This is a genomic window from Marinomonas aquiplantarum, from assembly GCF_003314975.1.
Lineage (GTDB): Bacteria > Pseudomonadota > Gammaproteobacteria > Pseudomonadales > Marinomonadaceae > Marinomonas > Marinomonas aquiplantarum.
The window spans coordinates 145,569-170,083 of the sequence record NZ_QNRF01000007.1; the positions used below are offsets into that span (position 1 = coordinate 145,569).

At 43.7% G+C, this 24,515-nt stretch carries 20 protein-coding genes and 12 tRNA genes; 27 read left to right on the forward strand and 5 right to left on the reverse strand.

The genetic code is table 11. The features are described from left to right. Positions 1 to 69 precede the first annotated feature (69 nt). Genes secA through mutT form a run of 3 tightly spaced genes read left to right on the forward strand, consistent with a single transcriptional unit; the run spans position 70 to position 4,410 of the window. Positions 70 to 2,790, forward strand: coding sequence for a preprotein translocase subunit SecA (gene secA, locus DFP76_RS13610; RefSeq protein ID WP_113875185.1), 2,721 nt, complete (start codon positions 70 to 72; stop codon positions 2,788 to 2,790). A gap of 16 nt (positions 2,791 to 2,806) precedes the next feature. After that, positions 2,807 to 4,027, forward strand: a complete 1,221-nt coding sequence (gene argJ, locus DFP76_RS13615; protein ID WP_113875186.1) for a bifunctional glutamate N-acetyltransferase/amino-acid acetyltransferase ArgJ — start codon at positions 2,807 to 2,809, stop codon at positions 4,025 to 4,027. Then, positions 4,027 to 4,410 (forward strand): 8-oxo-dGTP diphosphatase MutT, encoded by a 384-nt coding sequence (gene mutT / locus DFP76_RS13620; protein ID WP_113875187.1) that lies wholly within the window; start codon positions 4,027 to 4,029, stop codon positions 4,408 to 4,410. The genes argJ and mutT overlap by 1 nt, the downstream gene beginning before the upstream one ends. Before the next feature lie 66 nt (positions 4,411 to 4,476). Here the strand turns inward: mutT and DFP76_RS13625 are convergent, their stop codons facing one another. Next, positions 4,477 to 5,274 (reverse strand): response regulator, encoded by a 798-nt coding sequence (locus DFP76_RS13625; protein WP_113875188.1) that lies wholly within the window; start codon positions 5,272 to 5,274, stop codon positions 4,477 to 4,479. A 320-nt stretch (positions 5,275 to 5,594) separates the two neighbouring features. Here DFP76_RS13625 and ppiC point away from each other — a divergent pair, with 320 nt between their 5' ends. From ppiC to DFP76_RS13645, 4 genes are read left to right on the forward strand one after another with little or no spacing between them, the layout of a single operon-like run. After that, a complete protein-coding gene (gene ppiC / locus DFP76_RS13630) occupies positions 5,595 to 5,873 on the forward strand; it encodes a peptidylprolyl isomerase PpiC (protein ID WP_113875189.1) in 279 nt (92 codons plus the stop codon). Between the two features lie 44 nt (positions 5,874 to 5,917). Beyond that, positions 5,918 to 6,346 carry a protein tyrosine phosphatase family protein gene (locus tag DFP76_RS13635; RefSeq protein ID WP_113875190.1) on the forward strand — a complete coding sequence of 143 codons (429 nt, stop codon included), beginning with the start codon at positions 5,918 to 5,920 and terminating at the stop codon, positions 6,344 to 6,346. A 12-nt stretch (positions 6,347 to 6,358) separates the two neighbouring features. Continuing rightward, positions 6,359 to 6,970 carry a helix-turn-helix domain-containing protein gene (locus tag DFP76_RS13640; RefSeq protein ID WP_063331366.1) on the forward strand — a complete coding sequence of 204 codons (612 nt, stop codon included), beginning with the start codon at positions 6,359 to 6,361 and terminating at the stop codon, positions 6,968 to 6,970. Positions 6,971 to 7,007: 37 nt separating this feature from the next. Further along, the gene (locus DFP76_RS13645) at positions 7,008 to 8,354 is read left to right on the forward strand and encodes a class II 3-deoxy-7-phosphoheptulonate synthase (RefSeq protein WP_113875191.1); all 1,347 of its coding nucleotides are present in this window, start codon (positions 7,008 to 7,010) and stop codon (positions 8,352 to 8,354) included. A gap of 76 nt (positions 8,355 to 8,430) precedes the next feature. Here DFP76_RS13645 and DFP76_RS13650 read toward each other — a convergent pair whose 3' ends face one another. Beyond that, entirely contained in the window at positions 8,431 to 9,129 is a 699-nt protein-coding gene (locus DFP76_RS13650) for a GIY-YIG nuclease family protein (protein ID WP_113875192.1), read from the reverse strand. Positions 9,130 to 9,224: 95 nt separating this feature from the next. Further along, positions 9,225 to 9,851, reverse strand: coding sequence for an O-methyltransferase (locus DFP76_RS13655; protein ID WP_113875231.1), 627 nt, complete (start codon positions 9,849 to 9,851; stop codon positions 9,225 to 9,227). A 236-nt stretch (positions 9,852 to 10,087) separates the two neighbouring features. Here DFP76_RS13655 and thrS point away from each other — a divergent pair, with 236 nt between their 5' ends. The 20 genes from thrS to DFP76_RS13755 all read left to right on the forward strand — a co-directional run bounded on the left by thrS (position 10,088) and on the right by DFP76_RS13755 (position 20,780). Beyond that, positions 10,088 to 12,025: a threonine--tRNA ligase gene (gene thrS / locus DFP76_RS13660; RefSeq protein WP_113875193.1), complete on the forward strand. Its 1,938-nt coding sequence runs from the start codon at positions 10,088 to 10,090 to the stop codon at positions 12,023 to 12,025. A gap of 8 nt (positions 12,026 to 12,033) precedes the next feature. Then, positions 12,034 to 12,567 carry a translation initiation factor IF-3 gene (gene infC, locus DFP76_RS13665; RefSeq protein WP_013795992.1) on the forward strand — a complete coding sequence of 178 codons (534 nt, stop codon included), beginning with the start codon at positions 12,034 to 12,036 and terminating at the stop codon, positions 12,565 to 12,567. Positions 12,568 to 12,642: 75 nt separating this feature from the next. After that, positions 12,643 to 12,837, forward strand: coding sequence for a 50S ribosomal protein L35 (gene rpmI / locus DFP76_RS13670; RefSeq protein ID WP_013795993.1), 195 nt, complete (start codon positions 12,643 to 12,645; stop codon positions 12,835 to 12,837). Between the two features lie 43 nt (positions 12,838 to 12,880). Continuing rightward, positions 12,881 to 13,237 (forward strand): 50S ribosomal protein L20, encoded by a 357-nt coding sequence (rplT, locus tag DFP76_RS13675; protein WP_063331359.1) that lies wholly within the window; start codon positions 12,881 to 12,883, stop codon positions 13,235 to 13,237. A gap of 126 nt (positions 13,238 to 13,363) precedes the next feature. Next, positions 13,364 to 14,359: a phenylalanine--tRNA ligase subunit alpha gene (gene pheS / locus DFP76_RS13680; RefSeq protein ID WP_063331358.1), complete on the forward strand. Its 996-nt coding sequence runs from the start codon at positions 13,364 to 13,366 to the stop codon at positions 14,357 to 14,359. A gap of 22 nt (positions 14,360 to 14,381) precedes the next feature. After that, the gene (gene pheT, locus DFP76_RS13685) at positions 14,382 to 16,766 is read left to right on the forward strand and encodes a phenylalanine--tRNA ligase subunit beta (protein ID WP_113875194.1); all 2,385 of its coding nucleotides are present in this window, start codon (positions 14,382 to 14,384) and stop codon (positions 16,764 to 16,766) included. A gap of 4 nt (positions 16,767 to 16,770) precedes the next feature. Beyond that, positions 16,771 to 17,067 (forward strand): integration host factor subunit alpha, encoded by a 297-nt coding sequence (locus DFP76_RS13690; RefSeq protein WP_013795997.1) that lies wholly within the window; start codon positions 16,771 to 16,773, stop codon positions 17,065 to 17,067. A gap of 267 nt (positions 17,068 to 17,334) precedes the next feature. Further along, positions 17,335 to 17,411 (forward strand) — tRNA-Pro (locus tag DFP76_RS13695). A gap of 14 nt (positions 17,412 to 17,425) precedes the next feature. Next, a tRNA-Thr gene (locus DFP76_RS13700) sits at positions 17,426 to 17,501 on the forward strand. A gap of 59 nt (positions 17,502 to 17,560) precedes the next feature. Beyond that, a tRNA-Thr gene (locus tag DFP76_RS13705) sits at positions 17,561 to 17,636 on the forward strand. Between the two features lie 43 nt (positions 17,637 to 17,679). Further along, a tRNA-Thr gene (locus DFP76_RS13710) sits at positions 17,680 to 17,755 on the forward strand. A 50-nt stretch (positions 17,756 to 17,805) separates the two neighbouring features. Continuing rightward, positions 17,806 to 17,881, forward strand: a tRNA-Thr gene (locus DFP76_RS13715). A gap of 130 nt (positions 17,882 to 18,011) precedes the next feature. Then, positions 18,012 to 18,087: transfer RNA gene (locus DFP76_RS13720), tRNA-Val, on the forward strand. A gap of 34 nt (positions 18,088 to 18,121) precedes the next feature. Then, positions 18,122 to 18,198 (forward strand) — tRNA-Asp (locus tag DFP76_RS13725). A gap of 29 nt (positions 18,199 to 18,227) precedes the next feature. Next, positions 18,228 to 18,303, forward strand: a tRNA-Val gene (locus DFP76_RS13730). 34 nt (positions 18,304 to 18,337) lie between these two features. Next, a tRNA-Asp gene (locus DFP76_RS13735) sits at positions 18,338 to 18,414 on the forward strand. A 135-nt stretch (positions 18,415 to 18,549) separates the two neighbouring features. Continuing rightward, a tRNA-Val gene (locus DFP76_RS13740) sits at positions 18,550 to 18,625 on the forward strand. A gap of 34 nt (positions 18,626 to 18,659) precedes the next feature. Next, a tRNA-Asp gene (locus DFP76_RS13745) sits at positions 18,660 to 18,736 on the forward strand. Positions 18,737 to 18,972: 236 nt separating this feature from the next. Next, a tRNA-Val gene (locus DFP76_RS13750) sits at positions 18,973 to 19,048 on the forward strand. 436 nt (positions 19,049 to 19,484) lie between these two features. Further along, a complete protein-coding gene (locus tag DFP76_RS13755) occupies positions 19,485 to 20,780 on the forward strand; it encodes an OmpP1/FadL family transporter (protein WP_113875195.1) in 1,296 nt (431 codons plus the stop codon). A 268-nt stretch (positions 20,781 to 21,048) separates the two neighbouring features. Here the strand turns inward: DFP76_RS13755 and DFP76_RS13760 are convergent, their stop codons facing one another. Beyond that, positions 21,049 to 23,013, reverse strand: coding sequence for a GGDEF domain-containing phosphodiesterase (locus DFP76_RS13760; RefSeq protein ID WP_245931945.1), 1,965 nt, complete (start codon positions 23,011 to 23,013; stop codon positions 21,049 to 21,051). Positions 23,014 to 23,411: 398 nt separating this feature from the next. Then, positions 23,412 to 24,515 (reverse strand): DUF1513 domain-containing protein, encoded by a 1,104-nt coding sequence (locus tag DFP76_RS13765; protein ID WP_113875197.1) that lies wholly within the window; start codon positions 24,513 to 24,515, stop codon positions 23,412 to 23,414.

Genomic DNA, 24,515 nt, shown 5'->3' on the forward strand with positions numbered 1-24,515 from the left:
ATTTCATGTTTTGTCACACATTACCGTGATAGACTCTATTTATTACTAATTGGCTACGTTGAATTCGAGATGTTAGGAACTGTAATTAAAAAAATCGTCGGTACTAAGAATGACCGAGAAGTGAAACGTTACAAAAAAGTTGTAGCGCAAATTAATCAACTTGAAGAAAGTTTTAAGTCGTTGACGGATGATGACTTGGCTGGCAAAACAAGTGAATTTCGTGAGCGCATTCAGCAAGGTGCGTCACTGGAATCTATTTTGCCAGAAGCCTTCGCAACCGTGCGCGAGGGCAGTCGTCGTGTCATGGGCATGCGTCATTTTGATGTTCAGTTGATTGGCGGTATGGTTCTGAATGAAGGCCGTATTGCTGAAATGCGTACTGGTGAAGGTAAAACACTGGTAGCAACCTTAGCTGTGTATCTCAACGCATTAAGTTCAAAAGGTGTTCATGTTGTTACCGTCAATGATTATTTGGCAAAGCGTGACGCTAATTGGATGAGACCACTTTATGAATTTTTAGACATGAGTGTTGGCGTCGTTTTTTCGGGTCAGGAGCGTGATGATAAAAAAGCCGCTTACCTATGTGACATCACTTATGGTACGAACAACGAATTTGGTTTTGATTACCTACGTGACAATATGGTTTTCCGCCTCGAAGACCGAGTTCAGCGCGATTTACATTTCTCTGTGGTGGATGAAGTTGACTCCATTTTAATTGATGAGGCGCGCACACCCTTAATTATTTCTGGTGCGGTCGAAGACAGCTCCGAACAATACCGTAAAATCAATGCTTTGGCGGCTTTGCTGAAGCCTCATGTCGAGGCGGATGAAGGCGAAGAAGGTCAAGATGGTCATTACATTCTGGATGAATCTCAGCGCAGTATTGAACTAACTGAGGAAGGTCACAGTTTTGTAGAAGCTTGGTTAGTCGAGCAAGGAATGCTAGGTGAGGGTGAGAGTTTATATGCTGCCGCTAATTTAGCCCTGCTGCACCATGTTCATGCTTGCTTGAAAGCACATGTCATCTTCAAAAAGAACGTTGATTATGTGATTCAAGGTGATCAAATTGTTATCGTGGATGAGCACACGGGACGAACCATGGCTGGGCGTCGTTGGTCTGAAGGTATTCACCAAGCTGTTGAGGCGAAAGAAGGGGTGACAATTCAGGCTGAGAGTCAAACCTTGGCGTCGACGACCTTCCAGAATTATTTCCGCTTGTATGAAAAATTGTCTGGTATGACGGGTACGGCTGATACTGAAGCCTTCGAGTTTCAGCAGATTTATGGTCTGAGCGTTATCGTGATCCCGACTAATCGTCAGGTTCAACGTAAGGACTTTAACGACCTTATTTACATGTCTACTCAAGACAAGTTTGAAGCCATTGTTGTCGACATCGAAGATAATGTGAAACAAGGTCGCCCAGTCTTAGTGGGCACCGCGTCGATTGAGTATTCGGAGTTGTTGTCGAATTATCTGAAGAAGAGAAACGTCAAACATAATGTGTTGAATGCTAAGCAGCATGAACGCGAGGCGGAAATTGTTGCAGAAGCAGGTCGCCCTGGTGCGGTCACCATTGCTACCAATATGGCTGGCCGTGGTACCGACATTGTGCTGGGTGGTAACTTGCAAGTTGAATTGGATCAGCTTGGTGAGTCTGCTTCAGAGGAGCAGGTTGCCGCATTAAAAGCTGATTGGCAGAACCGTAATGAGGCGGTATTGGCGGCCGGTGGTTTGCATATTATCGGTACTGAGCGTCACGAATCTCGTCGAATCGATAATCAGTTGCGTGGTCGTGCTGGACGTCAGGGTGATGTGGGTTCTTCACGTTTCTACCTGTCACTCGAAGATAACTTAATGCGTATCTTTATGTCTGACCGCATCAAAAAAATGATGATGGCCTTGGGCATGGAAAAAGGCGAAGCGATTGAGCATAAGATGGTCTCAAATGCCATTGAGAAAGCTCAGCGCAAAGTGGAAGGTCGTAACTTTGATATTCGCAAACAGTTGCTTGAATACGATGATGTTGCGAACGATCAGCGTCAAGTAATTTATCGTCAGCGCTTTGATATGATGGTCTCTGAAGACTTGTCTGAAGCCATTGCTGCAATGCGCGAAGAAGTGGTGATGGGTGTCATCGATGAGTTTATTCCACCGCAAAGTATTTTTGATATGTGGGATGTGGCTGGTCTGGAAGAAAAAATTCGTAATGAGTTTGGTTTGACGATTCCGGTATCCCAATGGCTTGAGGAAGACAAGAAGTTATATGAAGAGCCATTGCGTCAGAAGATCTTAGATTGCTTTGTTGAAGACTACCAAACTAAAGAAGAGGTAGCCGGTGCTGAGCAATTCCGTTCTTTTGAGAAGCAGGTTTTGTTGCAAGTCTTAGACACACTTTGGAAAGAGCATCTGCAGACGATGGATATGCTCAGACAAGGTATCCACTTGCGTGGTTATGCACAGAAAAATCCTAAGCAAGAATATAAGCGCGAATCCTTTGAGTTGTTCCAAGGTTTGATGGAGCAAATTAAATTTGAAGTGGTGCAAATTATTAGTCGTGTGAAGGTTCAATCTGCTGATGAAGCGGAGAAAATTGAACAGGCTCGAAAAGAGCAAGAAGCGAAAATGCAGATGAGTATGGTCCATAACTCTGTTGATTCCCTCTCTGACTCGACTGACGCTGATGCTAATGTGGCGAATTCGGCTCAGGATGTACCGAAAGTGGGTCGTAATGAGCCTTGCCCTTGTGGTTCCGGTAAAAAATACAAACAGTGTCACGGTAAACTAGTGTAATTGGAGTAACAGATAAATGGCTGTTGGCTTGCAGGATTTTCCCGCTATCCCTGAAATTGATGGGGTAAGAATTGGTGTTGCGGAAGCAGGTATTAAGAAACCGAACAAAAAAGATGTTGTGGTTTTTGAGGTGTGTGAAGGAGCGAGCGTCGCTAGCGTCTTTACTCAAAATGCATTTTGTGCGGCGCCAGTTCGCATCTGCCGGTCTCATTTAGCGCAGGCAAATGCTCGTTATTTGTTAATCAATACGGGTAATGCTAATGCTGGCACGGGTAAGTCAGGTGTTGATAATGCATTAAAGACTTGTCAGGCCTTAGCTGAGCATACCGGTGTTTCTGTAGAGTCTGTCTTACCGTTTTCGACTGGTGTCATTGGCGAGCCATTGCCTACAGATAAAATTATTGCGGCCATTCCTGCTGCCTTGTCGAATTTATCGGCGGCTAACTGGGCGAATGCTGGACTGGGTATTATGACCACTGACACGCTTCCTAAAGGGGCGTGTCGAGAGTTTGATGTTGCAGGTAAAACATATCGCATTGGCGGTATTTCGAAAGGGGCGGGGATGATTCGTCCTAACATGGCGACCATGTTAGGTTACGTCTGTACTGATGTGGCGATTACGCCTGAATTGTTGCAGCAACTCTTGAAGAAAATCACCGACAAAAGTTTTAACCGCATCACAGTGGACAGTGATACTTCAACCAATGATTCTTGTGTGGTGATTGCTACTGGTAAAGTGGGTAATCCTGTTATTGATTCTATGGGGACCCCATTGGCGCAAGCGTTTGAGCTGGCTTTCACTGAAGTGATGCAAGAGCTTGCTCATGCCATTGTACGTGATGGTGAAGGTGCTACAAAGTTTGTGACAGTCGAGGTTGTTGGTGCGAAACAAGTCGAAGATGCAACGAAAACAGCATTTGAAATTGCCCACTCGCCTTTGGTGAAAACCGCCTTATTTGCTTCTGATCCAAATTGGGGGCGTATTTTGGCCGTAGTGGGTCGTGCTGGCGTTGAAGGTTTGGATGTGGATCATGTTCAGTTGCATATTAATGGTTTTGAGATCGCCCGTGATGGTGGTCGCTCACCGGATTATTTAGAAGAGCATGGTGTGCAAGCCATGGCACCGCAAGACATTCATATTCGAGTCGATTTAGGGATGGGTGATCAAGCGGATACGGTTTGGACGACAGACTTCTCCCATGAGTATGTCACCATCAATGCTGAGTATCGTACCTGATGTTGGTTAAAGTAGCAGTTGGCTTGATTATGCGAAATGATCAAGTTTTCATAGCTTTGCGAGATTCAACTAAACATCAGGGCGGCCTTTGGGAGTTTCCTGGTGGTAAAGTTGAGTCTGGCGAGTCGGTTGAGTTGGCATTGTCACGTGAACTTGAAGAGGAATGCGGTATTCAAGTGAGTGCTTGTGAGCATTTTGAAACCATTGCTCATGATTATGGTGATAAGCAAGTTGAGTTGGTTTTTTATAAAGTGACTGAGTTTTCCGGTGAGCCTCATGGTAAAGAAAATCAAGAGGTTCGTTGGGTCTCCTTATCGCAACTCCATGAGTTTGCTTTTCCCGAGGCAAATGTACCTATTGTCGAGGCTTTGACCTCAAAATAAGCGGTCATAAGTGATAAAAAAAGAGCTCAAATTGAGCTCTTTTTTTATCACGGTAATGTGTTGAGATTAGTTTAAAATTTGCGCCAGCAGTTGTCTAACGCTGCCAGGTTCAAATGGTTTTCCGCAGATAGCATCAACGCCTTCTTGGGTGATATTGGATAGCTGGCTTTCATCAGCATTTGAACTCACCATCAGAATGGGGATGTGAGCGATGTCTGGGTTTTGTCTTACCGCATCGGTTAGCTCGCGACCATCCATTTCTGGCATGTTGTAGTCGGTAACAATTAGATCAAATTCTTCTTCGCCCAATCGTTCAATCGCTTGACGGCCATTTTCGGCAAACTCTATGTCTTCAATCCCCATGGTGTTGAGGGTTTTGCTGATGTGTTTGCGAGCCATTAAACTATCATCTGTGACCAAAACTTTTAATGTTTTAGGGTCAAACATTTCAAGGTCAATTTCTTCCTCAACAATAAAGTCGAGGGTAGAGTGAATCGCACGCTTTAAGTCTTTTTGTGTGAAGGGCTTTGGTAAAATCGCTAGCACGCCCGATTGTTTTAAGTGTTCTAAATATTCACGATTACTTTCACTTGAGATAAGCATGAAGCATTGTTCTTCGGTCGCTTGATTGCTGCGAATGCGGTCGATTAATTCGTTGGCGGAACCATCTGGTAAATACATGGAGGAGATAACCAGATCTGGCGGAAAGTTAGAAAGTGCAGAAATGGTTTCTTCAATATTGCTGGCGTATTCAATTTGAATGATGCCTGCTTCTTCTAAGGCTTTGCCTATGATCTTTCTTTGAGTCTCTGAAGGCTCAACGAGAAGGAAAGATAAATCGCTAATTGCTGCGTATGCGCTCATATACTGTCTTGCCCATTGTAAAGGGTGGTGTGAATCTGTCTTTTGTGCTTCTTTAGAAGCCCCAAAGGGGGTGATCTAAACTTTCTATTTTCTTTGTTAGTTTGCTTGCCAATAGGTTTAGATTGGTCTGCGAAACTCGCCTCGAAAGAAAGAGAGGTATTTACACCTTAGAAGCCAGTAAACTGGTTCATACCTTCCTTAATTTTTATATTTAATAATGTCGCAAAAGTTCATTCAACTAGTGCTGACTAGTAGGGAATTCTATTATACTAATCGGGTTAAAATATTTTATCTAGCAGATTAAACAATTAGAGGTTCTCATGCCGACAGCGAGTGCATGCCATATTTTGGTTAAAACGAAAGAAGAAGCGGCTTCTATCAAGAGTAAATTAGATAAAGGTGCGGACTTTCATAAGCTGGCAAAGCAGTTCTCGACTTGTCCTTCTGGAAAAAAAGGCGGTGATCTCGGTGAGTTCCGCAAGGGTGATATGGTGCCTGCGTTTGATAAGGCGGTATTTGGTGGGCCATTGTTAAAGGTTCAAGGGCCTGTTAAGACTCAGTTTGGTTTTCATTTGATTAAAGTTCTGTATCGAAATTAAGGTGTTTTCGTTCAGCATTTATTTACTTTAATAGGAGTTTGGTCATGATAGCGCCAGTACAATTAGATAGTACTTATTTCGTTTCCCCACAGATTACAGTGGCGGATTTACCAGAGTTGAAGGCTCAGGGCTTTAATTTGATTATTAATAATCGCCCAGATGGTGAGGCTGAAGATCAGCCGTCTGCTCAAGCGCTTAAAGAGGCGGCTGAAGCGATGGGGTTTGAATATGCGTGGAACCCAATTGAGTTGCCTAAACTGGCTCAGTCTCATGTTGATTTGCAAGGTGATATCTTGCCAACCTCAAAGAAGACGCTGGCATTTTGTCGTACCGGAACTCGCTCTTCTGTGTTGTGGGTGTTGTTAGAGAATGGCAAGGGCAGAGATTATGTAGCTCTGGTTACCGAAGTGTCGGCTAAAGGTTTTGATTTGTCTCGTTGCGCGCCATCTATGGCGCCCTTGGTTAAAGGCTAGTATTGATTTTTTATGGTAAGTCGTCCGTCATTAGAAACAGCTACTGCATCTGATCCAGATCGTTTTGTTGAACCGTTGGAATTGGGGAAGCGAGTTAAAAAAATTCGCTTAGCAAAAGGTTGGACTCTCGAAGAAGTGGGAAAGCGAACGGGAATTGCTCGATCTACTTTGTCAAAAATTGAGAACGACCAAGTTTCTCCTAGTTTTACCATAGTGCAAAAGCTCATTAATGGGTTAGAAATGGATTTGCCTCAGTTGTTTGTGGAGGCGAGTGATCAGTCCATTGCCGGGCGTCGTGATATTACTCGTAAAGGAAAGGGTGAACCTCATCCTACGGCCACTTACGAGCATGAACTCCTTAATTATTCGATTAGTCGCAAAAAAATGGTGCCTTTCAAAACTCGAGTTAGGGCCAGGGCTTTTTCTGAATTTAAAGAGTGGGTGCGTCACGATGGCGAAGAGTTCTTATTGGTGTTGCAGGGTAAAATTAATTTTTTCTCTGAACTCTATGAGCCAATTGAATTAAAAGAAGGGGATAGCGTGTATTATGATGCCACTATGGGACACGCAGTTACATCTTTGTCAGCAAAGGATGCTGAGATATTGTGGGTAGTTGCCCGATAACATTAAAAGCGAATATAAAATAAGGTTGTAAATAGTTATGAAAGAGTGGGAGTTAACAAGTTGGAGAAATAAAACGGCCCTTCAGCAGCCGGTTTATCCAAGTGCTGAGCATTTGGCTCAAGTAGAAAGTACTTTGGGAAAAATGCCTCCGCTTGTTTTTGCTGGTGAGGCACGTCAGCTGAAGAATGCATTAGCCAAAGTCGCTAATCGTCAATCTTTCCTATTGCAAGGTGGGGATTGTGCTGAGAGCTTTGCTGAATTCCACGCTAATAATATTCGCGATACGTTTAAAGTAATGCTGCAAATGGCAGTGGTTTTGACTTACGCTGGAAAATGCCCAGTGGTTAAAGTGGGTCGAATGGCTGGGCAGTTTGCTAAGCCGAGATCGGCTGGTACGGAAACCATCGGTGGTGTTGAGTTGCCAAGTTACCGAGGTGACATCATTAATGGTATTGAATTTAATGAAGCTGCGCGTGTGCCAGATCCTGAGCGCCTGATTCAGGTTTACAACCAAAGTTCGTCAACCATGAATTTATTGCGTGCTTTTGCCCAAGGTGGTTTTGCTGACTTGCATCAGGTTCATAAGTGGAACTTGGATTTCTTGAATGCCAGCCCAGCGGGTAGTCGTTTTCAAGGCGTGGCTGATAAAATTGATGATGCATTGCAGTTTATGGAAGCGTGCGGCGTTGGTTCTGGCTTGGCGCAACTTACGGAAACTGAATTCTACACCTCTCATGAGGCATTGTTGTTGCCGTATGAAGAAGCATTAACACGTCAAGACAGTATGACCGGCGAATGGTACGACTGTTCGGCTCACATGTTATGGATTGGTGATCGTACTCGTCAGCTAGACGGTGCTCATGTGGAATTCTTGCGCGGTGTGCAAAACCCAATTGGCGTGAAAGCAGGTCCTTCTATGGATCCGGAAGATTTGGTGCGTCTGTGCGATACATTAAACCCGAACAACGAAGCCGGTCGCTTGAATGTGATCGTACGTATGGGCGCGGACAAAGTGGAAGATGGTATGCCAGCCTTGATTCGTGCTGTGGAGCGCGAAGGTAAGAAGGTGGTTTGGAGTTGTGACCCAATGCATGGCAATACTGTGAAAGCGTCTACAGGCTACAAAACGCGTCATGTTGATGATGTGTTAAAAGAGGTTCAGCAATTCTTCCAAGTGCATAATGCAGAAGGTACTTATGCCGGTGGTGTGCATTTTGAAATGACAGGGCAAAACGTGACAGAGTGTGTCGGCGGTGCGTTTCAGGTGACAGAAGCGGATTTAGCTGATCGTTATCATACACATTGTGATCCACGCTTGAATGCCGATCAGTCTCTAGAATTGGCTTTCATGATTTCAGAAACCTTGAAGAAAGCGCGTGCTTAACACTTTAGTGTTTAGTAAATAAAAAAAGACCAGCCTAATCGGGCTGGTCTTTTTGTTTGTGCTGGCCTTAAACTGATTAGCCTTTGCGTCTTCTGAAAGCGGAAGAGGCGGATTTTGAGGTGATGTCAATTTTTGCCATGATCAGTGCCATTTCATCGGCTTCTGCTTGTTGCTGTTGTTTCAGCTTTTCTTCACGTTCTTTTTTCGCGGCGCGCTCTGCTTCGTTGAGCATTTTCTGAATGCTGGCTTTGCTGCGTGTGCGAGAAGGTGCTTTTTTGCTTTCTTTAATGGGTTCGGCAGGTTTGTCTAGTCTGTCTTCACCAATAAGTTCGCCAAAAAAGGACTGGGCTGTTGGCTTGGGTTCGGCTGCCTTAGTAGGCAATTCAACCGTTTTTTTGGCAGCTGTTTTGCGTGGCTTTTTTACCGGCTCGGCTGTTGATACGCCATTCGCATCAAACATGGCTTTTTTGCCAAAGTTTACATTAAGGGATTTCTCTGCGGTTTGGGCGATCTTGTAACCGCGCAAGCTCTCACCATTGTAGATGGTGATGTAGTCGGTCTCTAGCTCGTAAAGTTCCTGTTTATCTGTTGTTTCAAATAACTCTTCAACCGTGAAGGCTTCCATGCCGTGTTCCCGAATGTCGTTGTAGAGTGGGAAGTCTAGACCTTCGTTTGTCGCTTCGACATATTGTTCAAAGCGTTGAAAACCACTATTGAACGATGTGCCAATATAGTGTTTTCCAGAAATGTTATTCGTGATTTTAAAAACAACCAAAATTGCAGCCTCTTAGCTTGTCTTTTTAAATAGCAAATAACCTCCACTCACCTTTTATTAAAAAAGGGTGATTGAGGTTGTTAAAGAATATAGTGTTAGTGTTTGACGACGATATTGAGTCCGTCTCGAACATTTAGGTGGACATTTTCGACGCGATTGTCTTGAGCAATAAAGCGGTTCAAGTCATTCACGGCGATGTCGCTGTTTTCTTGCGGGTCTAAAACTCGGCCTTGCCAAAGAGAATTATCAATGATGATTAATCCGCCTGATTTTACCAAAGGTACTACCGATTGATAGTAGTTGAGGTAATTGCGTTTGTCGGCATCGATAAAGACAAAGTCAAATTCACCGTCTAAGGATTCGATTGTCTCGAGCGCGGGGCCAAAAATAGCTTCGATTTTATGTCCGTGCTCGCTACGATCAAAAAAGGATTGAGCAAATTCAATGGCTCTTGGATTGGTTTCACAGCAAATAAGCGTACCTGCTTCAGGCATACCTTCCGCAATGGATAAGGCTGAATAGCCTGTAAACATGCCTATTTCTAGAGCACGTTTCGGTTGCGCTATTTTTGCTAATAACTTCAATGTACGGCCAATGGTCTTGCCTGACAATTTATTTGGGTAGCCCATATCAGAGTAAGTTTTTTCAACTAGCTCTAATAATAGGTCTGGTTCTGCTTGAGTGGTGTCAATGCAGTAATTGTCAAGAATATTGAGATCCATAACGCCTTGGTTTGTGAAGTGTGTGAAACGGATGGCAATTTTACCCGCTGTGGTGAGAATGTCTATGGTAGAAAGTGAGAAAAAACACTTGATTTTTGTTTGCTTCAAAGAATTCACACCTTTTGCGTAATTGCTAAATTAAGGTCGCAAGAGAAGCTGAAAAATGATAGGTTAAGCCCTGAAATTTCCATGTGCTCTTTGGTATGGAGCACCACTGACTCCGATAGGGGAATAAAATGCCTGTAATTACTTTGCCTGATGGCAGCCAACGCTCTTTTTCTGATTCTGTCACAGTGATGCAAGTGGCTGAGGACATTGGTCCTGGTCTTGCTAAAGCTACTGTTGCTGGTCGTATCAATGGTCAACTTGTTGACGCTTGTGAACTCATCACCGAAGATGCCAACTTAAGTATCGTCACCGGTAAAGATGCCGAAGGTGTTGAAATCATTCGTCACTCTTTTGCTCACTTAGTTGGGCATGCTGTTAAGCAGCTTTATCCTACTGCTGAGATGGCCATTGGTCCGGTTATTGACGAAGGCTTCTATTACGATATTGCCTATGAGCGTCCATTTACACCGGAAGATCTAGCCGCTATTGAAAAGCGTATGGCTGAATTGGTCAAAACTGACTACGACGTGGTCAAAAAAATGACGCCAATTGCCGAGGCTCGTCAGCAATTTGTTGATCGTGGTGAGTCTTATAAAGTAGCTTTGATCGATGATATGGATGATTCCGTTACAGAAGTGGGCTTGTATCATCATGAAGAGTACATGGATATGTGTCGTGGACCGCACGTCCCGAATACACGTGTCTTGCGTCATTTTAAATTGATGAAGCTAGCTGGTGCATATTGGCGAGGTGACTCTAATAACGAGCAGTTGCAGCGTATCTATGGTACAGCGTGGAATGACAAGAAAGAACTTAAGGCTTACTTGACTCGAATTGAAGAGGCTGAAAAGCGTGACCATCGTAAGTTAGGTAAGCGACTCGATCTTTTTCATGTGCAAGAAGAAGCGCCTGGTATGGTGTTCTGGCATCCAAAGGGTTGGAGTCTGTATCAAGTTGTTGAGCAATACATGCGTCAAAAACAACTTGATAACGGTTACCAAGAAGTGAAAACACCACAGATTGTAGATCGAGTGTTGTGGGAGAAATCTGGTCACTGGGGCAAGTATCATGAAAACATGTTTACTACGCACTCAGAGAACCGTGATTACGCGGTTAAACCGATGAACTGCCCATGTCACATTCAGGTTTATAATCAGGGTCTTAAAAGTTACCGTGATTTACCTTTCCGTATGGCGGAATTCGGCTCTTGTCACCGTAATGAGCCATCTGGTGCTTTGCACGGCATTATGCGTGTGCGTAATTTTGTACAGGATGATGGTCACATCTTTGTGACTGAAGATCAGATTCAGCAAGAAGTCTCTGAGTTCATCAAGCTGTTACACGAAGTGTATGCAGATTTTGGCTTCGATAATATCATTTATCGTTTGTCGACTCGCCCAGAGCAACGTGTGGGTTCGGATGAGGTTTGGGATAAATCTGAGAAAGCCTTGGCAGATGCCTTGAATGCAGCCAACCTTGAATGGGAAGAGTTGCCAGGTGAAGGGGCTTTTTATGGTCCTAAAATTGAGTTCTCTCTGAAGGATGCCATTGGCCGCGTCTGGCAATGTGGTACTATTCAGGTTGATTTCTCTATGCCGACACGTTTGAGTGCGCAATATGTATCCGAAGATGGCTCTCGTCAAACTCCGGTTATGTTGCATCGTGCCATTGTTGGTTCATTGGAACGTTTCATTGGTATTTTGATTGAAGAAAACGAAGGGGCTTTCCCTGTTTGGTTAGCGCCAGAGCAAGTGGTAATTATGAATATTACCGATCGCCAAGCCGATTATTGCTCAGATTTAGAAAAAAGATTGAATTCAAATGGCTTTAGAGCAAAACTTGACTTGAGAAACGAGAAGATCGGGTTTAAAATTCGCGAGCATACTCTTCAACGAGTACCTTACATGATCGTTATCGGTGACAAAGAAGTTGAAAATCAACAAGTCGCTGTTCGAACACGTACAGGTGAAGATCTTGGAGTAATGAGTATTTCTGATTTTGAAGATTTGCTTCAAAAAGAAGTTGCTCGCCGTAGCCGTAAACAAGAAGTGGAGATAGAGCTATAAAAGGTAATATGAATCGTGGACGTGCCGCTAGCAAGCAGCGTCCTCAAATCAACGAGAACATTCGAGCAACTGAAGTGCGTTTAATCGCAGCTGATGGTGAACAAATTGGTGTTGTATCGATTGAAGAGGCGCTTAAAGCAGCTCAAGAAGCGAGCCTTGACCTAGTGCAAATCGCTGACTCAGATCCAGTTGTTTGTAAAATTATGGATTACGGTAAGCATATTTTTGAGCAGAAGAAAGCGAAAGCTGCTCAGAAAAAGAATGCGAAGCAGATCCAGGTTAAAGAAATGAAATTCCGTCCAGGGACGGAGGAAGGGGATTATCAGGTAAAACTCCGCAACCTGATACGTTTCCTTGAAGGCGGGGATAAGGCCAAGGTATCGCTAAGATATCGTGGTCGTGAAATGGCCCATCAGGAGCTTGGTATGCAGCTTATGAATCGAGTCGCTCAAGACTTAGAGGAATATGGTGCAGTAGAGCAAGCTGCGAAAATGGAAGGTCGTCAATTGACTATGGTGCTAGGCCCCAAAAAGAAGAAGTAATTTCATTGGCTAGCCGTTACAGGTTAGCCAGTTAGAAATTGCACTAACATTAACGAATGCGAGAGTGGTTTTATCATGTCCAAAATTAAGTCACACAGTGGCGCAGCTAAGCGCTTCAAACGTACCGCGAATGGTTTTAAACATAAGCAGTCTCATACTAGTCACATTTTGACTAAGAAATCGACTAAGCGTAAACGTCATCTTCGTTCTTTGAACCAAGTTGCACAAAGCGACAAAGCGTTAATCGTACGCATGTTGCCATACGTTTAAGTCTCATTTTTAGTCATTAATTAATTAGTAAAAGGTTTATATTATGCCTCGCGTAAAACGTGGTGTTCAGGCTCGTCGCCGTCACAAGAAGATTTTAAAGCAAGCTAAAGGTTACTACGGTGCACGTAGCCGTGTATTTCGTGTAGCTAAACAAGCTGTCATCAAAGCTGGTCAATACCAATACCGTGACCGTCGTCAGCGTAAGCGTCAATTCCGCGCATTGTGGATTGCTCGTATCAACGCAGCGGCTCGTCTAAATGGTTTGTCTTACAGCCGTTTCATTGCTGGCCTTAAGAAAGCTGCAATCGAAATCGACCGTAAAGTTTTGGCTGATCTAGCTGTGTACGAGAAAGAAGTTTTTGCAGCGATCGTTGAAAAAGCGAAAGCAAGCTTGGCTTAATTCTGACGTAGCCTTAGGGTGATTCGATCTTGAAAGAGAGCATCTTAATAGAACGAGTTATCCAATGCAGTCTTTGATAGGGGAAGAGCAAGCGCTCTTCCCCTATTTTATTTTTTGGAGTGTATAATGGAGAACCTAAAGCAGATTCTTGCTGATGCGCTAAGCGCAGTCGAGGCATCTGAAAGTGAGTCAGCGTTAGATGATGTGCGTGTACATTATCTGGGGAAAAAGGGCGCATTGACTGCTTTGTTAAAGCAACTTGGTAATGTATCAGCCGAAGATAGACCTAAATTTGGTCAATTGGTAAATGAAGCAAAAGGCCAAGTTCAAGAAAAGTTAAACGCGCGTAAGAGTGACCTTGCTAAAGCCGCTTTGAACGCCAAGCTCGCAACCGAAACCATTGATATTTCATTATCTGGTAAAGGTGAAGAGGTAGGTGGCTTGCACCCAGTTACTCGTACCATGGAGCGCATTGAGTCTTTCTTTCGTGGTATTGGTTTTGATGTGGCTGCGGGCCCTGAAATCGAAGATGACTACCATAACTTCGAAGCCTTAAATATCCCAGCACACCATCCTGCGCGTGCGATGCAGGATACCTTCTATTTTAATCCTAATACCGTACTGAGAACCCACACTTCGCCTGTTCAAGTGCGAACTATGGAAACTTCTCAGCCACCTATCCGAATCATTTGTCCGGGTCGTGTTTATCGTTGCGATTCTGACCAAACTCACACGCCTATGTTCCACCAAGTGGAAGGCTTGTTGATTGATGAGAATATTTCTTTCGCTGATTTGAAAGGTATTCTTCATGAGTTTTTGAATGTGTTTTTTGAAGACGATTTGAAAGTGCGTTTTCGCCCAAGCTATTTCCCGTTTACAGAGCCTTCCATTGAAGTGGACATTATGCGCACTAACAGTAAGGGCGAAGAGTCTTGGCTGGAAGTGTTAGGTTGCGGCATGGTTCATCCTAAAGTGTTAGAGATGTCTGGTATTGATCCTGAAAAATACACAGGCTTTGCTTTTGGTATGGGTGTTGAGCGTTTTGCTATGTTGCGTTACAAGGTAGATGACCTACGCATGTTCTTTGAGAACGACTTACGTTTCCTCAAACAGTTTAAGTAATCAGTCGACCTAGGATGTTTATATGAAAGTTAGTGAGAATTGGCTAAGAGAGTGGGTCAATCCAAACATCAGTAGCGATGATTTGGTTGCTCAAATTACCATGGCCGGCTTGGAAGTGGATGAAGTGATTCCTGCAGCGGAATCATTCAGCGGTGTGGTTGTGGGTGAAATTTTGGCTGCTGAGCCACACCCTAATGCTGATAAATTGCAAGTGTGTCGTGTATCAGATGGTTCTGAAGAGTTTCAGGTCGTCTGTGGTGCGCCGAATGCACGTCCAGGTATCAAAATCCCGTTCGCCAAAATTGGTGCGGTCTTGGGTGCGGACTTTAAAATCAAAAAAGCGAAGCTGCGTCAGGTAGAGTCGTTCGGTATGTTGTGCTCGGCTTCTGAATTGGGCGTAAGTGAAGACAATGATGGCATCATGGAGTTGCCACTGAGTGCGACGACAGGCGAAGATTTCCGTGTATTTCTTGGTCTAGATGATCAGATTATTGATGTTGATCTGACGCCTAACCGTAGTGACTGTTTAAGTGTGGCCGGTTTGGCACGTGAAGTTGGTGTGCTGAATAAAGTTGATCTTACACCAGTGGTGGTTCAAGCGGCAGAAGTAAGCGTAACGGATACTTTTCCTGTAAAAGTTGAGGCGACAGAAGCTTGTCCTCGTTACCTTGGTCGCGTTATTCGTGGTGTTAACGTGACGGCTGAAACGCCATTATGGATGACAGAAAAACTGCGTCGTAGTGGTATTCGCTCTATTGATCCGATTGTCGACATTACCAATTATGTTATGTTGGAATTGGGTCAACCTATGCATGCGTTCGATTTGGCGAATTTAAACGGTTCTGTAGTTGTGCGTATGGCCAATGCAGGCGAAAAAATCGTACTGCTGGATGGCCAAGAAATTAGTTTGCGTGAAGACACTATGGTCATTGCTGATGAGCAAGCGCCACTTGCTATTGCAGGCGTCATGGGAGGTGAAGGTTCTGGTGTCAATGAGAAAACACAAGATATCTTCCTTGAAAGTGCTTTCTTCACACCATTGGCCCTTGCTGGTAAAGCTCGTTCTTATGGTTTGCATACGGATTCTTCGCATCGTTTCGAGCGTGGTGTTGATGCTTCTTTGCAAGAAAAAGCCATTGAGCGAGCGACACAGCTAGTGCTAGAAATTGCCGGTGGTCAAGTTGGTCCGATTACGCAAGCAGTAAATGAAGACGCTTTGCCTGTGGCGGCACAAGTCACTTTACGTCGTCAAAAGTTGGATCAATATCTTGCAGTGTCTTTGGATAAAGACCTGGTAACAGATATTTTAACTCGTCTTGGTCTAGAGATGATTGAGGTTACGGATCAGGCTTGGGTAACAAAAGCGCCTTCACATCGATTTGATATTGCCATTGAGGCGGACTTGATTGAAGAGGTGGCTCGTATCTATGGTTACGATAATCTGCCTTCCTCTATGCCGACAGCCGCCGTCAACTTCACCCCATTGAGTGAATCCAAAACGCCTATTCAATCATTGCGTGCCACTTTGGTGTCTTATGGTTACCAAGAGGCCGTCACTTACAGCTTTATTGACCCTAATTTAAGCAAGCAGTTCTTGCCTGAAATTGAACCTGTGCCATTGGAGAATCCAATTTCTGCGGATATGGGTGTCATGCGCCCAAGTTTGATTCCTGGTTTGGTGAAAGCGTATTTGTACAATCAGAACCGCCAGCAGTCTCGAGTGCGTTTATTTGAGACAGGGCGTCGTTTTATCGGTACGGTTGAAGCCCTAGAAGAGCTGGATCAACAGCTGCAAATTTCAGGTTTGATTGCCGGAAGTCGTCATCCAGAAGCTTGGTACCACAATAATGAAAAAGTCGATTTCTATGATTTGAAATCACATGTGGAAGCCTTGTTTGCTGTTAATAATGGTGGTCAGCCAACGTATCAGCGTTCTGAGTGTGAGTTTCTTCACCCTGGGCGTTCTGCGGACGTCTATTTAGATGGTCAATTTGTTGGCATGATGGGGGAGTTGCATCCTCAGTTAGCTAAATCTCTAGGGGCGAACCAAACATTATATGTGTTTGATATTGCCTTGGAGGCGGTATTGAATGCAACGTTGCCTGAATACAATGCTGTGTCTCGCTTCCCAGAAGTTCGTCGTGATTTAGCTTTGTTGGTAGATCGTACTGTCCCGGTTAGTGAACTGGAAAAAGTGATTGTTGAATCTGCTGGCGATGCCTTCAAAGGAGTCTTGGTTTTTGATGTTTATCAAGGGCAAGGTATTGATGAATCGCAAAAAAGTGTTGCTTTGGGCTTGACGTGGCAGCATCCTTCACACACTCTTAGTGATGAAGAAGTAAACAACTCTGTCGAACAGACTGTGAAAGCGCTGTCCGAACAATTGGGAGCCGTTGTAAGGGGGTAGATTTATGGGATCGTTGACGAAGGCAGATTTAGCTGAAAACTTGGTCGATTCAATTGGTCTTAGTAAGAAAGATGCAAAAGATTTAGTTGAAGGCTTTTTCGATGTGGTGCGAAGCTCACTGGTAGAAAGGGAACAAGTTAAACTGTCGGGCTTTGGTAACTTTGAAGTTCGTGAGAAAAGTCAGCGACCTGGTCGAAACCCGAAAACAGGGGAAGAGATTCCGATCACGGCTCGTACAGTCGTCACGTTTAGACCAGGGCAGAAGCTGAAGTCTAAAGTTGAAGACTATATGCAAGAGTGATCTGTTGTTTACCATAAAAGCCACCTAAGGGTGGCTTTTTGTTGTTTTAGGGCTTGAGAATATTATGGTAGGGCAGTGAGCGGGTAAGACTGATTAAACTGGCTGCTTTTGAGTGAAATAATGATATTTAGATCAATGCTTAATCGATTATTCTTGGTTTTTGAATCGATCAGACTAAATTGAAAAAAAAACAATAAAAGTCTTCCCTTTTCAATTCGTTATAGTAATATACGCACCCGCTGACAACGACAGAGTTGTTGTCTGCATCGGGGCGTAGCGCAGCCTGGTAGCGCACTAGCATGGGGTGCTAGTGGTCGCAGGTTCAAATCCTGCCGTCCCGACCAAGAATTTGTTTTTAGCCGCTATAGCTCAGTTGGTAGAGCATCTGACTTGTAATCAGAGGGTCCCGAGTTCGACTCTTGGTGGCGGCACCATTTCTTGGTCAAAGTTTCTTGCTTAGGTAAGAATCAAAAAACGATTTTGCTTTTATTTAGCCGCTATAGCTCAGTTGGTAGAGCATCTGACTTGTAATCAGAGGGTCCCGAGTTCGACTCTTGGTGGCGGCACCACTTAATGATTTAAGTAACGATAAAAGTAAACTGCGTAAGATAAGCCGCTATAGCTCAGTTGGTAGAGCATCTGACTTGTAATCAGAGGGTCCCGAGTTCGACTCTTGGTGGCGGCACCATTACTACTTACATTACTAGAGTAGTAATTCACAATTTGATTTAGCGTTTAGCCGCTATAGCTCAGTTGGTAGAGCATCTGACTTGTAATCAGAGGGTCCCGAGTTCGACTCTTGGTGGCGGCACCATACTTTTTTATCGAAAAGTATTGGATAAGGCTAGATGAATTGGTTGTGTAGCTCAGTTAGGATTTTGTCCTGACAAGGCGCATAAATACCAGGAGTTAAAAGCTCCGATCGAAAGATCTAAAATGGCAACGGGTGTGTAGCTCAGTTGGGAGAGCGTCGCCCTTACAAGGCGAATGTCGGGAGTTCGAACCTCTCCACACCCACCACTTATAGGAAAGTGGCTAAACAACCTATGACAATGGAGCGGTAGTTCAGTTGGTTAGAATACCTGCCTGTCACGCAGGGGGTCGCGGGTTCGAGTCCCGTCCGTTCCGCCATCTTTCGATAAGATGTAAAACTACGAGTCGGGTGTGTAGCTCAGTTGGGAGAGCGTCGCCCTTACAAGGCGAATGTCGGGAGTTCGAACCTCTCCACACCCACCACTTATAGGAAAGTGGCTAAACAACCTATGACAATGGAGCGGTAGTTCAGTTGGTTAGAATACCTGCCTGTCACGCAGGGGGTCGCGGGTTCGAGTCCCGTCCGTTCCGCCACTTACTTTTGATAGGGTAAGTTGGTAAGAAATACCATCATTATGATGGGTGTGTAGCTCAGTTAGGATTTTGTCCTTATAAGGCGCATTGATAGCAGTAGTTTAGAGCTCCGATCGGAAGATCTAAAATTGCAACGGGTGTGTAGCTCAGTTGGGAGAGCGTCGCCCTTACAAGGCGAATGTCGGGAGTTCGAACCTCTCCACACCCACCACTTATAGGAGAGTGGCTAAACAACCTATAACAATGGAGCGGTAGTTCAGTTGGTTAGAATACCTGCCTGTCACGCAGGGGGTCGCGGGTTCGAGTCCCGTCCGTTCCGCCACTTACTTTTGATAGGGTAAGTTGGTAAGTAATACCATCATTATGATGGGTGTGTAGCTCAGTTAGGATTTCGTCCTGACAAGGTAGATTGAAATAGGTAGTTAAGAACTCCTCATCTTTCCTCAAGATGTAAAACTATAATGGGTGTGTAGCTCAGTTAGGATTTCGTCCTGACAAGGTAGATTGAAATAGGTAGTTAAGAACTCCTCATCTTTCCTCAAGATGTAAAACTATAATGGGTGTGTAGCTCAGTTGGGAGAGCGTCGCCCTTACAAGGCGAATGTCGGGAGTTCGAACCTCTCCACACCCACCACTCATTTCTCTCATATCTTCTGAAATAATCCAATTCTAATAAAGATCCATGATTGCCTTTGTTGTCACACATTTTGCTGTTTCAATTTCCAGGTTTTAAATTTCCTTTATGTTATTACTTTGTTTCATTTTATAGCTTGGTATCTAACTTAGCATTGGGTTTTGTGAGACTTTCTAGTTTTTGCTCAATAATAGTCAATGTTAGAATTCGTCTAAGTATAAAGTTTTGTTGCTTGAGTATGGTCTATACTTTTCACTTAATTCCTTCTGTATCAACAAGTCTTTAATGTGTCCAAACGTAATGTTTCGAAGTTATTTTTTGCATATTGTATTGCGCATGAAATACATACTGGTAATATCATATGACGGGACTCTATAATAGAAACGTATAAAGTGATAAATCGTATATTCCAATAAAAATAATAATGGAGATTATTATGACTACCTCATCTAAAGGTTTGTTTAAAGCAAGTGTTGTTGCCGTGTCTGTTGCGGCAGCGTCTAGTGCCTATTCAGCTGGTTTTGCTTTAAACGACCACAGTGCGACCGCTTCTGGTGCAGCGCTTGCTGGTGCTGCCGCCTCTACTAGTGACATTTCTTTTAGCTTCTGGAACCCTGCTCTCTTTGCAAACGCTGATACGACGACTTTCATGGCCTCCGGTGCTTATGTGATGCCGAGTATGGATGTGACAGTTAATTCTGCTACAGATGCAACTACTAACAGCTTGGGGACAGAAGCTACAGATGATTCTGTTGACAATAGTTTGGTGCCTTCATTGTATTTTGCAAAGCCTATTTCTGATAAAACGGTGGCCGGTATTTCTTTAAATGTGCCTTTTGGTTTGTCAGGGGATTATGGGCAAGACTGGGCTGGTCGTTTACATGCAACTGAAACGGGTATTCAAGATATCGCCTTGAGTTTTGCCTTGGCACATCGTGTTTCCGAAAAGCTTTCTGTAGGTGCGAGCGTACAACTTCATCAAGCTGAAGTTATTTTAGAATCAGCAGTTGGTGCGCCTAATCACCCAACTCTTCAAGAGGGGATTGGCCGTATTGAGGCAGACGCTACAGGAATTGGTTTTAGTGTCGGTGTGATGTTTGAACCTGTTAAAGGGACTCGATTAGGTGCGGGTTACCGTAGTGAAGTGGACTTTGACTTCGAAGGTGATGTTAAATATACAAATATAAATGCCGCATTAGCAGCAAATAATAGCCTTGAAGATGCTAGTGTTACAGATTCAATCACTTTCCCTTCTGTTTTGACCTTGAGTGTTGAGCATGATCTTTCCGATAAGTTGACGCTTGGTTTGTCTGCTATCAGAACTGGTTGGGGGTCAATGGATGGAATCAACATTGATTTTGATAGCAATCAAGACAACTCTGTATTGACGTTTGGCTTTGAAGACCAATGGATGTATTCTGCCGGTGTAAACTATGTTTACTCTGATAAGTTAACCCTACGTACTGGTATCGCGATGGACAATTCCCCTGTCACTGATGAATACCGCTCAGCGAGAACACCGGATGGGGATCGTAAGTGGATCTCAGTCGGTGCCACTTATGACTTTAATGATATGACCTCAGCGAGCTTTGCCTTTACACATGTCATGATTGAAGATGTGACGGTGAATAGAGATGGTTCATTAGATGAAGATTCTTCTCGTGGTACATTAAATGCAGACTACGAGTCATCTGCGAATGTAGTATCCGCTGCTATCAGCATGGCGTTTTAATCTGAGTTGTTTTTCTCAACAACATAAAACCAGAGCCTAGGCTCTGGTTTTTTTTGCGTCGAATTTAGGTTGCGATACTTTTTTATTGAGTTCTATGATTATTAATATCTAGATAACGTGGATATTTTCATGAGGTGTGGACTTCCCAGACTTTACTAGGAAGGTGTGATGGTCTTGCGATGAGAGGCTAGGTGATTAAGTACTAAGGCGTCTTATGTCTGTTGGTTGTATGAATGAGGTGGAAAAGGGGGTCATGTCAGATGACGAATTAGTACACCATTCTATGTTGTTTGGCTTTTTCATGGCCATTAGCTGTCCAGTCCGAAAGCGGTGATGGCTTGGCGTAATAATAGCCTTGTAGGGTGTGGCAGCCAAGGGCAATAAGCAGAGTTGCTTGCTCTTTGGTTTCAATGCCTTCCGCTATGACTTGCATATTAAGTGAGTTGGCTAGTTGAATGGTGGATTTTACGATATCAACATGTCGCTGGTCTTGCGGTAATGGCGAAACAAATCGACGGTCAATTTTCAGAATGTTGGCTGGTATGTCGACCAATTGTCCAAGAGAGGCCTGGCCGGTACCAAAGTCATCAATGGCAATAGAATAGCCGTATTGTGACAGGCTACGTAGGCGTTTGTGTATTAATGGGTGAGTCATGACAGAGCTGGTTTCTGTGATCTCTAGCTCTAACATTTCGCTTAACCAAGGATTGTCTGCGATCAGGGTCATCAGCAAGGCAAAAAACGCGTCATTCATTAATTCCTGTCCGGCTAAGTTTAGCGCGATAGGAGTTTTGATGTGCTCTTTATGCCAAACCGTTAGGGTGTCAACCAGTTCTCTGACTAGGTTCTCAGCCAATAATGGCAGCATGCCTAAATCTTCTGCTAGTTTAATGAATACCATTGGAGAAACGAATTCCCCTTCATTATTCCAGCGGGCAAGCGCTTCAAAAGAACGGACTTCGCCATTTGCGCTGACTTGAGGTTGCAGCCAGATATCGATTTTTTTGTTTTTAATGGCGGCGCTCAGTTTCAAGCCTAAGTTGTGCTCTCTGACCAGTTTGCTTTCTAAGTTGTGATTATAGAAAGAAAACTTGTCTGTGCTAGTGGAGTACTCTAATGCCATTTCGCAATGTTCTAGTAGTTCTTCTGCTGTCTTTCCATCTGTGTGGTAATAGGAAATACCGAGTTGATAATCCATATTGAGTTTCTGACCATCGAGCATCAGCTGGGCTGGTAATAAAGATTGGATCAGGGTGGTTAGGTTCTTTTGGATTAAATGGGTTTGGCTGAGAGGAACAAAACAGGCAAATTTTATACCGCGTAGACGGCCAACAATGGCTTGCTTCGAAAGTTTATTTTGTAAGGCTTTAGAGAAGCTGAGAATAATTTTATTGGCATTGTCTTTGCCATATTGCTTATTGAGTAGTTTGAACTGACTGATACGAATAATAAACATAGCACCAGTTAGGTGGTGCTCTTGCTCATTAATCTTCATGTTCACCTGACGACAAAAATTCAAATGATTTGGCAGTAAAGTCAGTAGGTCAAAGTGCGCAAGTCGGCTGTTGGTTTGTTGTGTACTTTCTAACTTCTGCTGGATGGCACGAAACTCGGTCATATTATCCAAGTGTAAAATGTAGTGACCATGATTAGTAAGAGAGGCGCGACGGACTTGAATGTGAGTGTCAGTACTATGTTTTAGTGTGCATTCAGCTTTATTTGATTGCCAAAATAGTTTCGACTCATTGTTGAGTGGAGAGAGCCAGTCGCCCATTCGAGTGCCTGAAAAAACAGTGGTGTCTTTTTGACCAAGTAACTTTTTGGCTAGCTGATTGGCTTTTATCAAAACCCCACGCTGATCACATAATAGAGTCGGTGTTCCTGTGTTCTCAAAGAACTCTTCATACAATAGATAGTTTTCGTTGAGCTTACGATAAAGCGCTCGCATACGAGCACTGTGGTTTTCTAATGCATGTATGATTTGTGATACCGCCAAGGGCAAGCCAATATTCAGAGTCATAAAGGTCAGCAATTGGAAGTAAAATGAAGAAGACTCATTAGCAGGTAAACTGTCTAACCACTGGGTGGTGACAAAATAAAACGGGACTAAATTGAGAGTCATGACGACCAAAGAAGCTTTAAAGCTAAACAAGAGTCGAGTAATTAAAGGGATAGAATAAAGCGCAATAAGGGCGTACTTTTCAGATTCTTTTTCTGGATTCGTGAACAGCATAATCCCGCTTACTAGGACAAGCGATAACACGAACAAAAATGCGCAACTTTGGGAATATTTTTTACTGAAGTAAAGCAGAGAAAATAATACACACAGGTATAGGCTATTCATTTCAAAGAAGAAAAGCTCACCATGGGTAAACACTGAGTGTAGCTCTGAAATAAAGAAAATACTGATGGTCAATGCTATCAGGATACGAAGTATGCTCAGTTGAAAGGAGCCCTCGCTCTGTCCACTGGTGTGATTCGAATCAATAAAAAAATACTGCTTAAGAGAGTCTATCAACATTAATCAACTTCATAATGTAAAAAGAAAAAAGCCACATAAAACGGCTTGTTCTAGACAGTACCGAAAAATAGTGGCTTTGACCATGCAAGAAAGGGCTTATATCTAAATAATTATGTATTAATTTGCCGTAAATGGTTGTCCCAGTGAACTGTTGGGTGTTTATTGATCAAATCGATGTGTTCACGAACCGGATTGCTGACATATTGATTGCCAGTACCAGCTGTCAGAATAAACTCATGCGCATTCTCGTGAGCGACCAAACCACAAACATCGCGGCAGTTATCTACGCCTAGAAAGGTTTTTGTGTCCACATGCCAATAGGCGACAAAACCGCCGCGAGGGGTGCTAATGGCTAATACTTCCCCAGACTGATCAAAACACACGCTACCGCAATATTGCTTAAAACGAGCTCTCACTTGTTCTGGGATGGGTAAATAATCTAACTCTGGCTGGTCAATACGAGATAAAGCAACCAATGGTACCTGATCCCATAGTGGGCCTTGATATTGAAAACCAAGTGCCACAGTGCCTTGCTGATTAACATCTAAGTGGCGAATGCTTAGCTGATGTAAATGTTTGGGGTTAGCAACTTGATTTAATGGTTTGCCATCCTTTAATGATAAATAGGTCACATTTGGTGACATGGTATCCAAGTTAAGAATGTTGCGATCATTATCTGGGTGAGTTTTTAAGCCGCCATTGGCAATCACCAAAACGTCATCATGAAGTAAAACCGATTCATGGGGGCCAATGCCATGGCTTGAGAACACGTTTAGAATTTGGCCGCTTGGCCACCCACGAACAAACACCTTACCCTCACCAGACGGGTAGTGATTTTCTTGCGTGATTAAGCGCTGCCCATCTCGTGTAAAAAGTGCATGACCGTAAAAATGGTGGTCTTTTTCAGGCTCAATGCGGATGATTTTTTCATGACTTGCAACATTAAAAAAATCAATAAAAAAGCCAGGTCGTCGTGCCACAATACCAACAATTGCCTGGTTTGGGTGGACAACTGGTGCGTGAGCTCGATCCGGTAACTCGGTTTGCCAAACTAGGTTACCCTTGACGTCAAATAGACCAAAAAAATGTTCTGTTTTACTCTGTGAGAAAGCTGAAGCGAATAAGCTTTTATCCTCAGAAACGGCAATTGAAGCCCAAGACGGTGCGCTGGCAAGCACACCGCTCAGCGCTAGGAAATGTCGTCGTGATAACAT

Excerpts from the sequence above, each read along its gene's own strand:
- secA (WP_113875185.1), top strand. The coding sequence starts at position 70 with ATGTTAGGAACTGTAATTAAAAAAATCGTCGGTACTAAGAATGACCGA.
- argJ (WP_113875186.1), top strand. The coding sequence starts at position 2,807 with ATGGCTGTTGGCTTGCAGGATTTTCCCGCTATCCCTGAAATTGATGGG.
- mutT (WP_113875187.1), top strand. The coding sequence starts at position 4,027 with ATGTTGGTTAAAGTAGCAGTTGGCTTGATTATGCGAAATGATCAAGTT.
- DFP76_RS13625 (WP_113875188.1), bottom strand. The coding sequence starts at position 5,274 with ATGAGCGCATACGCAGCAATTAGCGATTTATCTTTCCTTCTCGTTGAG.
- ppiC (WP_113875189.1), top strand. The coding sequence starts at position 5,595 with ATGCCGACAGCGAGTGCATGCCATATTTTGGTTAAAACGAAAGAAGAA.
- DFP76_RS13635 (WP_113875190.1), top strand. The coding sequence starts at position 5,918 with ATGATAGCGCCAGTACAATTAGATAGTACTTATTTCGTTTCCCCACAG.
- DFP76_RS13640 (WP_063331366.1), top strand. The coding sequence starts at position 6,359 with ATGGTAAGTCGTCCGTCATTAGAAACAGCTACTGCATCTGATCCAGAT.
- DFP76_RS13645 (WP_113875191.1), top strand. The coding sequence starts at position 7,008 with ATGAAAGAGTGGGAGTTAACAAGTTGGAGAAATAAAACGGCCCTTCAG.
- DFP76_RS13655 (WP_113875231.1), bottom strand. The coding sequence starts at position 9,851 with ATGGATCTCAATATTCTTGACAATTACTGCATTGACACCACTCAAGCA.
- thrS (WP_113875193.1), top strand. The coding sequence starts at position 10,088 with ATGCCTGTAATTACTTTGCCTGATGGCAGCCAACGCTCTTTTTCTGAT.
- infC (WP_013795992.1), top strand. The coding sequence starts at position 12,034 with ATGAATCGTGGACGTGCCGCTAGCAAGCAGCGTCCTCAAATCAACGAG.
- rpmI (WP_013795993.1), top strand. The coding sequence starts at position 12,643 with ATGTCCAAAATTAAGTCACACAGTGGCGCAGCTAAGCGCTTCAAACGT.
- rplT (WP_063331359.1), top strand. The coding sequence starts at position 12,881 with ATGCCTCGCGTAAAACGTGGTGTTCAGGCTCGTCGCCGTCACAAGAAG.
- pheS (WP_063331358.1), top strand. The coding sequence starts at position 13,364 with ATGGAGAACCTAAAGCAGATTCTTGCTGATGCGCTAAGCGCAGTCGAG.
- pheT (WP_113875194.1), top strand. The coding sequence starts at position 14,382 with ATGAAAGTTAGTGAGAATTGGCTAAGAGAGTGGGTCAATCCAAACATC.
- DFP76_RS13690 (WP_013795997.1), top strand. The coding sequence starts at position 16,771 with ATGGGATCGTTGACGAAGGCAGATTTAGCTGAAAACTTGGTCGATTCA.
- DFP76_RS13755 (WP_113875195.1), top strand. The coding sequence starts at position 19,485 with ATGACTACCTCATCTAAAGGTTTGTTTAAAGCAAGTGTTGTTGCCGTG.
- DFP76_RS13760 (WP_245931945.1), bottom strand. The coding sequence starts at position 23,013 with ATGCTGTTCACGAATCCAGAAAAAGAATCTGAAAAGTACGCCCTTATT.
- DFP76_RS13765 (WP_113875197.1), bottom strand. The coding sequence starts at position 24,515 with ATGTTATCACGACGACATTTCCTAGCGCTGAGCGGTGTGCTTGCCAGC.